The following is an 8,220-nucleotide window of genomic DNA, read 5'->3' as shown; positions in this document are numbered from 1 at the left end:
AAGGACAAGGACGGCAACCCGACCTACAAGGGCCCGTACGAGACCAAGAACAACGACACCGCGGCCTTCGACCAGGCCGTCCAGTGCTCGTCGGACGGCAAGACCATCACCTTCCACCTGAACCAACCGGCCGGCGACTTCAACTACACGGTGACGCTCCCCGCGTTCGGCGCGGTGCCGAAGGCCAAGGACACCGGCGAGAAGTACGACGACAAGATCGTCTCCGACGGCCCCTACAAGGTGGTGGAGTACACCAAGGGCCAGCAGCTCGTCCTCGAGCGCAACCCGAGCTGGAGCGCCTCGACCGACTCCTACCGGCCGGCCTACCCCGACAAGGTCGTCATGAAGTTCGGTCTCGCGCAGTCCGTCATCGGCCAGCGCATGCAGGTCGACGCCGGCCCCGACCAGACCGCCATCATGCGCGAGGGCCTGGACACCGCGTCGCTCACTGCCGTCTTCAACGACCCGAGGTTCGAGAAGCGCCGCGTCGACGCCCTCGACCCGTACGTGCGGTACATCGCGATCAACACCCAGAAGGTGCCCAACCTCAAGCACCGGCAGGCGATCCTGGCCGCCGCCGACCGCGCGTCGATCCGCACCATCGCGGGCGGCGCGTTCGCCGGCGACCTCGCCGACGGGATCATCAAGCCCAACCTCAGCGCCGACTACGCCGCCAGCGGGCTCTGGGACACCATGCTCGGCGACAAGGTGCCCGACACCGGAAACCCCGAGCTCGCCAAGAAGCTCATCGCCGAGTCGGGTCAGCCCATGCCCGTGCTGACCTTCGACTACGGCAAGACGCCGGACACCGACAAGCAGGCCGCGTCGCTGCAGAAGTCGTTGTCGCGAGCGGGGATCAAGGTCAAGCTGAACCCCATCGAGACCGGGCAGTTCTACTCCACGGTGCTCGACCCGGCCAAGGAGCACGAGCTGGCCCGGGCCGGCTGGGGCCCGGACTGGCTGAACGCCTCGACCGTCATCCCCGAGCTGTTCACGTCCAGCGGTGGGTTCAACCTGTCGCGGGCCGACGACAAGGCGTTCAACGAGAAGGTCAAGGCGGCCAAGGCCGAGACCGATCGGGCCAAGCAGGCCGAGATGTGGAAGGAGCTCAACAAGGAGGCCATGGCCCAGGCGTGGGTCATGCCGACGCTGCTCACTCGGATCCAGCGCCTGGCCGGTTCGAAGGTGGGAGCCGCCCACGGTGACGGCGGCAAGATCTACGTGTGGTCGCCGTACGGCTCCTGGGCCTACGCCGACCTCTACGTCAAGTAGGGGGACTCACGGACTGTCGCCGCCTAGGGGCGCGGCGACACAGCAGGGCGGGCGTTGCGCGAGCGCCCGCCCTGCGCCCTTTCCCGGGCCCAGCGTGGCTCGGGAGGGCGGCCGGACCGCAGGCGATACCGGCGAACGTAAAGAAAAGGGCAAGAGCACCCAAAGTCTTCGTCCAGGGCATTGAGCACCAACGTGACATGTGAAATGTTACAGCGCGGTCGGACCACCCCGCCGTCAGACGACGGGCTAGGGGCTGAGGGTCCGCCAGTCACTGTCAGCCAGGGAGAAGGCATGTCTTCAGTGAACCCGGTACAGCCCACAGGTGTGGTCGCATGAGGCGGCCACGCATCGGCGCGCGCATCGCCGCGCCACTGGTCTGCGCCGCACTGCTCACCGGAGCCGTCGGCGCCGTCAACGCCGCCGCCGCACCGGCATCGTCCGGCGGCGCTCAGCGCACGCACTCGACGAAGCCCGCGCCGGCGTTCGTCACCGGTCAGGAGGATCCAGCGCAGGAAGTCGCCGAGCGCACCCAGCACCCAGACACTGCACTGACCCCGCCGCTGTCAGCAGACCGGCACCGCCTGCGGGCTCGCGCTGACCAGACCCGCCCGGCGACGATCAGCCGCCCGTCGATGAAGGCGCAGCGTCAGAGCGCCCAGCGGCAGAGCAGCCAGACGGCCGTCGGGACGTGCTCGCCGTCGGACTTCGCGTCGCGCACCGGTTCGGCGCTCGTCACCCAGGTGAAGTCCAGCACCACGGACTGCGTGAACACGCTGTTCAGCGTCTCCGGCTCGACCGCGCGCAGCATCTTCAACGAGTCCCAGATGGTCACGATCGCGTACGCGCTGCGCGACGTGTCGGTCAACTACCCGGGTGACGCCTCCACCGGCGCCCCGCAGCTGGTGCTGTTCCTGCGCGCCGGCTACTACGTGCACTACTACGACCCGACGACGGTCGGCACCTACGGCACGTCGCTGAAGACGGCCATCGAGGCGGCGCTCGACCGCTTCTTCGCCAGCGCGCACTCCCAGGACGTCACCGACGCCAACGGCGAGACCCTGGCGGAGGCGGTGACCCTCATCGACAGCGCTGAGGAGAACGCCCGCTACCTCTACGTCGTCAAGCGCCTGCTGAACGGCTACAACAGCAGCTACGACAGCTCCTGGTGGATGTTGAACGCGGTCAACAACACCTACACGGTGCTCTTCCGCGGTCACCAGGTGCCGGCGTTCGTGAGCGCGGTGCAGTCCGACCCGAGCGTGCTGGACACGCTGTACAACTTCGCCAGCCAGCACCTCAACCTGCTGGGCGGCAGCCAGAGCTACCTGACCAGCAACGCGGGCCGCGAGCTGGGCCGGTTCCTCCAGCACTCGGCGATGCAGTCGACCGTGCGGCCGAAGGTCGCTGGCCTGCTCAACCAGTCGCAGATGACCGGCCCGACGGCGCCGCTGTGGGTGGGTTCGGCCGAGATGACCGACCAGTACGACAAGGCGAACTGCTCGTACTACAACACGTGCAACCTCTCCAGCCGACTGGCGAGCAGCGTGCTCACGTCCAACTACACGTGCAGCTCGAGCATCCGCATCCTCGCTCAGGACATGACGGCCAGCCAGCTGTCGAGCAGCTGCTCGAGCCTGCTGAACCAGGACGCCTACTTCCACAGCATCGTCAAGGACTCCGGGCCGGTCGCGAACGACTACAACTCGACGATCGAGGTCGTGGTCTTCAACTCCAGCACCGACTACCAGACGTACGCGGGTGCGATGTACGGCATCGACACCAACAACGGCGGCATGTACCTCGAGGGCGACCCGGCGGCGTCCGGCAACCAGCCGCGCTTCATCGCCTACGAGGCGGAGTGGGTGCGTCCGACGTTCCAGATCTGGAACCTCAACCACGAGTACACCCACTACCTCGACGGTCGCTACGACATGTACGGCGACTTCAACGCGGGCGTGACCACGCCCACCATCTGGTGGATCGAGGGCTTCGCGGAGTACGTGAGCTACTCCTACCGCAACGTCACCTACACCGACGCTCTGACGCAGGCCGGCTACCAGACCTACACCCTGCGCCAGCTCTTCGACACCGACTACACGGCCGACCAGACCCGCATCTACAACTGGGGCTACCTGGCCAGCCGGTTCATGATCACCCAGCACTGGGCTGACACGGCCAAGGTGCTCGGCTACTACCGCACGGGCCAGTGGAACGCGGCGCGCACGTACCTCACCAGCACGATCGGCACCCGCTACGACGCGGAGTTCCGCACGTGGCTGCAGGGTTGCGCCGCGGGCAGCTGTGGCGGCTCGACCACGCCCACGCCGACCAACCAGGCGCCGACGGCGTCGTTCTCGGTCAGCACCAGCGGCCTCACCGCGTCCTTCACCGACTCCTCGAGCGACTCCGACGGCACCATCGCGTCGCGCAAGTGGACCTTCGGTGACGGCAGCACGTCGACGGCGACCAACCCGACGAAGACGTACGCCGCCGCGGGGACGTACACCGTCCAGCTCACCGTCACCGACGACGGCGGCAAGACGGCGTCGACGAGCCGCAGCGTCACCGTCACTTCCGGTGGCGGCACCGCCACGGAGTGCACCGGCTCCGACGATCGGGCCCTGGGCCAGAACTGCGTGCGCAGCAACCGCAGCGCCTCCGCAGGTGACGAGGACTACCTGTACCTGTACGTGCCGGCAGGTACCGCCAAGCTGACCATCACCAGCTCTGGCGGCACCGGCAACGCCGACCTGTACTACAGCCCGTCGTCGTGGGCCACGCCGTCGAACTACACGCTGAGCTCCACCAACTCGGGGAACAGCGAGACGATCACGGTGAACAACCCGCCGTCCGGCTACGTCTACATCACGCTGCACGCGACGTCGTCGTTCAGTGGCGTGAGCGTCAAGACGTCGTTCTGACCAGGGGGAAGCAGGCCCGCGTCCGCAGGACGTGAGCCAAACGGGCGGCGGGGCCGGGAACCACTCCCGGCCCCGCCGTCATGCCATGTAAAATGGCACTGTGCCCCATGTCGTCGTGATCGGAGCCGGGATCGTCGGCGCCGCCTGTGCGTTCTACGCCGCCGAGGCCGGCCTGTCGGTGACGGTCGTCGATCGCGCCGTGCCCGCCGCCGGGACGACGAGCCGCGGCGAGGGCAACATCCTGGTGTCAGACAAGGGCCCCGGCCCGGAGCTGGACCTCGCCCTGCTGTCCGCCCGGCTGTGGCGCGAGCTGGGCGCGACGCGCGGTGCCGAGATGGAGCTGGAGGCCAAGGGCGGCCTGGTCGTCGCGACGTCGGACGCCGGCGCCGCCTCGCTGCTGCGCTTCGCCGAGGCCCAGGCTGGCGCGGGCGTCGAGACCCAGGTCGTGCGCGGGTCGCAGCTGCGTGCGCTGGAGCCGCACCTGGCTCCCGAGCTCGAGGTCGGCGTCCACTACCCCGGCGACCTGCAGGTGCAGCCGGTGCAGGCCGCCACCGCGCTGCTGCGACGCGCCACCGAGCACGGTGCTCACGTGCTCACCGGCGTCACGGTGCAGGGCCTGGAGCGCGACGCCGACGGGCACGTCGCGGCCGTCGCGACCAGCCGCGGGCCGCTGCCCGCTGACGCCGTCGTGAACGCCACCGGAACCTGGGCCGGCGAGGTGTCCCGGCGGCTCGGGGCCCAGGTGCCGGTGCTGCCGCGCCGCGGCTTCGTCCTGGTCACCGAGCCCCTCCCCCGGTTGGTGCGCCACAAGGTCTACTCGGCCGACTACGTCGACAACGTCGCCGCGAGCTCGGCCGGCCTCGAGACGTCCGCCGTCGTCGAGGGCACCGCGGGGGGCACGGTGCTCATCGGCGCGAGCCGTGAACGCGTCGGCTTCGACCCCACCTTGTCGCCCGACGTGGTCGCCCAGCTGGCTCGCCAGGCCGTCGCGCTGTTCCCCTGCCTCGCCGACGTCCAGCTCATGCGGGTCTACCACGGCTTCCGCCCCTACTGCCCCGACCACCTGCCGGTGCTCGGCTGGGACCCGCGCGTGCCCGGCCTGCTCCAGGCCGCGGGGCACGAGGGCGCGGGCATCGGCCTGGCGCCGGCCACCGGCGCCCTCATCGCCGAGCTGATCACCGGCCGCCCCCCGAGCGTGGACGTGGCGCCCTTCGACCCGGCACGCTTCGACGACTCCGGCGAGGAGGCCTCGTGAACTCCCCAGCGTTCAGCTTCGACGGCAGGCAGGTGCTCTTCGACGACGGGCAGAGCATCGCGGCCGCGCTGCTGGCTCACGGCGTGCGCTCCTGGCGGACGACCCGGGTGGACGCCCGCCCGCGCGGGCTGTTCTGCGGTATCGGCATCTGCTTCGACTGTCTGCTCGTCGTCGACGGGCGACCCAACGTGCGGGCGTGCCTGACCCCGGCCCGCGCCGGCATGGACGTACGGACCCAGGAAGGGACGGGCCATGGCCACCTCGCCGTCTGAGCGCACGCCGCCCCCCCGCGTCTGGGACGTCCTGGTCGTCGGTGCCGGGCCGGCCGGGCTCGCGGCGGCGGTGCGGGCCGCCGACGCCGGCGCCGACGTCCTGCTCGTCGACGCCGGCACGGGCCCGGGCGGCCAGTACTGGCGCCGTCCCGCGACGCCCGCGCTCGCCGCGCGGACCGCTCGCCTGCATCACGACGAGGGAACGTGGTCGGCGCTGAGCGACGCGCTGGCCGGGCACGAGCTGTCGGGCCGTGCGCAGGTACGCGTGCAGCACGACGTGTGGACCGTGGGCCGCCGCGACGAGCACCTGGAGGTGCGGGCGGTCGACCGTGCCGCGCCCCTGCCGGCCGAGGTGGTGCTGCGTGGGCGCGCGCTCGTGCTGGCGCCCGGGGCCTACGACCGTCAGCTGCCGATCCCGGGATGGGACCTGCCCGGGGTGATGACCGCCGGCGGTGCCCAGGCGCTGCTGAAGGGCCAGGCCACCGTGCCCGGCGAGCGCGTCGTCGTCGCCGGCACCGGCCCGTTCCTGCTGCCCGTCGCCGCGGGGCTCGCGCAGTCCGGAGTGCAGGTGGCCGGCGTGCACGAGGCGGCCGGCGTCGCAGCGTGGCTGCCGCACGTCGGGGCCCTCGTGCGCCAGCCCGGCAAGCTGGTGGAGGGCGGTGGCTACGCGGCGGTGCTCGCGCGCCACGGCGTGCGCTACCGCACGCGCTCGACGGTGGTCCGCGCCCACGGCGGTTCGGCCCTGGAGGCCGTGACGGTGGCTCGACTCGACCGGCGCGGCCGGATCGTGCCGGGCAGCGAGCGCACGGTCGAGACGGACGTCCTGGCACTCGGCTGGGGGTTCACCCCGCAGCTGGAGCTGCCCCTGGCCTTGGGGTGCGCGACGCGCGTGGACGCCGACGGGTCGCTGGTCGTGACCGTCGACGACGACCAGGCCACGAGCGTGGACGCCGTGTTCGTCGCCGGGGAGGCGTGCGGTGTCGGCGGAGCGGCGCTCGCGGTCGTCGAGGGTGAGATCGCCGGCGCGGCGGCTGCGGTGCGCGCGAGCGGCGGCGCCGCCGCCAACTCGGGCGCAGATCGCACCCGAGCCCAGCGCCGCCGACGGGCCGGCCTGCGGGCCTTCGCGCAGGCCATGCACCGCGTCTACGCGGTACCGGCGGCCTGGCCTGAGCGCGTCGACGACGACACGACCGTCTGCCGGTGCGAGGAGGTGAAGGCCAGCCGGCTGCGCGCAGCCGTCACCGCCGACCCGGGCGCCGACGTCCGGGCGGCCAAGCACCTCACCCGCGTTGCCATGGGCTGGTGCCAGGGGCGCGTGTGCGGGTACGCCGCCACCGGGCTCGTCGCCTACTGGACCGGCGAGCCGGCGCAGCCCGAGGCCGTGGCGTCGCGGCCGGTCGCGGCGCCGGTGCGGCTCGGCACCCTCGCCGCCCTCGACGCCACAGCCACCCCTGATCCGGACCCGTGCGCGCCGGGCTCGCAGGAGCAGACTGGCACGACGACTCGCGACGCTGATGGCACTTGATGCTGCCTTCGGTGCAATGTAATATTGCACTACCTTCTGAGCCCTTGGAGTGCCGATGCCTGACCAGTTGTCCCCCACCGCGTCCCCCGCACAGCCATGGCACGGGGTGATCGTCGCCACGGCGCTGCCGTTCACCTCCTCCGGGGAGGTCGACTACGACCGCTACGCCGAGCACGTCGCCTGGCTGGCGGAGAACGGCTGCGACGGCGTCGCTCCCAACGGCTCCCTGGGCGAGTACCAGGTGCTGACCCCCGAGGAGCGCGGCCGCGTCGTCCGCACCGCCGTCGACGCGGCACCCGAGGGCTTCACCGTCATGCCGGGCGTCGGCGCGTACGGCGCCCGAGAGGCCCGGGCCCTCGCCGAGGCGGCCGCGGAGGCGGGCGCCCAGGTGGTCATGGCCCTGCCGCCCAACGCCTACCGCGGCGACGAGCGTGCGGTCGTCGAGCACTTCCGCGAGATCGCCAAGGCCGGCCTGCCCATCTCGGCCTACAACAACCCCATCGACACGAAGATCGACCTCACCCCGCAGCTGCTCCGCGAGCTGCACCTCGAGGGGCTCGTCGTGGCCGTCAAGGAGTTCACCGGCGAGTCCCGGCGCAGCTACGAGATCGCCGAGCTCGCGCCGGGTCTCGACATCCTGATCGGCACCGACGACTCGGTGCTCGAGGTCGGGCTGGCCGGCGCCAAGGGCTGGGTGGCTGGGTACCCCAACGCGCTGCCGCGCGTTTGCGTCGAGCTCTACCAGGCGACGCTGGCACACGACCTGGACGTCGCGCTCCCGCTGTACCGCCAGCTGCACCCGCTGCTGCGCTGGGACTTCCTGACCGAGTTCGTCCAGGCCATCAAGCTCTCCATGGACGTCGTCGGTCGCTACGGCGGCCCGTGCCGGGCCCCGCGCCAGCCCCTGCTGCCGGAGGACGAGCGCTGCGTGCGCGAGCTCACCGAAGCCGCGGTCGCAGCCGGACTGAGCTGAGC

At 71.3% G+C, this 8,220-nt stretch carries 6 protein-coding genes; all 6 read left to right on the top strand.

Translation table 11 applies throughout. The features are described from left to right. Positions 1-1,272: ABC transporter substrate-binding protein (locus ASD06_RS16560; RefSeq protein ID WP_082538208.1), on the top strand; the 1,272-nt coding region annotated here is incomplete at its 5' end. A 332-nt stretch (positions 1,273-1,604) separates the two neighbouring features. Next, a complete protein-coding gene (locus tag ASD06_RS16555; protein WP_082538148.1) occupies positions 1,605-4,193 on the top strand; it encodes a collagenase in 2,589 nt (862 codons plus the stop codon). Positions 4,194-4,293: 100 nt separating this feature from the next. After that, complete coding sequence (locus tag ASD06_RS16550) at positions 4,294-5,448, top strand: FAD-binding oxidoreductase (protein ID WP_056680202.1); 1,155 nt, start codon at positions 4,294-4,296, stop codon at positions 5,446-5,448. Beyond that, positions 5,445-5,720, top strand: coding sequence for a (2Fe-2S)-binding protein (locus ASD06_RS16545; RefSeq protein ID WP_056680199.1), 276 nt, complete (start codon positions 5,445-5,447; stop codon positions 5,718-5,720). The genes ASD06_RS16550 and ASD06_RS16545 overlap by 4 nt, the downstream gene beginning before the upstream one ends. After that, a complete protein-coding gene (locus tag ASD06_RS16540; RefSeq protein WP_082538147.1) occupies positions 5,701-7,245 on the top strand; it encodes an NAD(P)/FAD-dependent oxidoreductase in 1,545 nt (514 codons plus the stop codon). Before ASD06_RS16545 ends, ASD06_RS16540 begins: the two co-directional genes overlap by 20 nt. 55 nt (positions 7,246-7,300) lie before the next feature. Continuing rightward, positions 7,301-8,218, top strand: a complete 918-nt coding sequence (locus ASD06_RS16535) for a dihydrodipicolinate synthase family protein (RefSeq protein WP_056680196.1) — start codon at positions 7,301-7,303, stop codon at positions 8,216-8,218. Positions 8,219-8,220 lie beyond the last annotated feature (2 nt).

This window comes from Angustibacter sp. Root456 (genome assembly GCF_001426435.1).
Classification (GTDB): domain Bacteria; phylum Actinomycetota; class Actinomycetes; order Actinomycetales; family Angustibacteraceae; genus Angustibacter.
The sequence above is the reverse complement of the archived record's forward strand: the minus strand, read 5'-3'. Positions and strand labels throughout refer to the sequence as shown.

Bases quoted from the DNA above. Each gene is read 5' to 3' on its own strand.
- ASD06_RS16555 (WP_082538148.1), top strand. From the start codon at position 1,605: ATGAGGCGGCCACGCATCGGCGCGCGCATCGCCGCGCCACTGGTCTGC.
- ASD06_RS16540 (WP_082538147.1), top strand. From the start codon at position 5,701: ATGGCCACCTCGCCGTCTGAGCGCACGCCGCCCCCCCGCGTCTGGGAC.
- ASD06_RS16535 (WP_056680196.1), top strand. From the start codon at position 7,301: ATGCCTGACCAGTTGTCCCCCACCGCGTCCCCCGCACAGCCATGGCAC.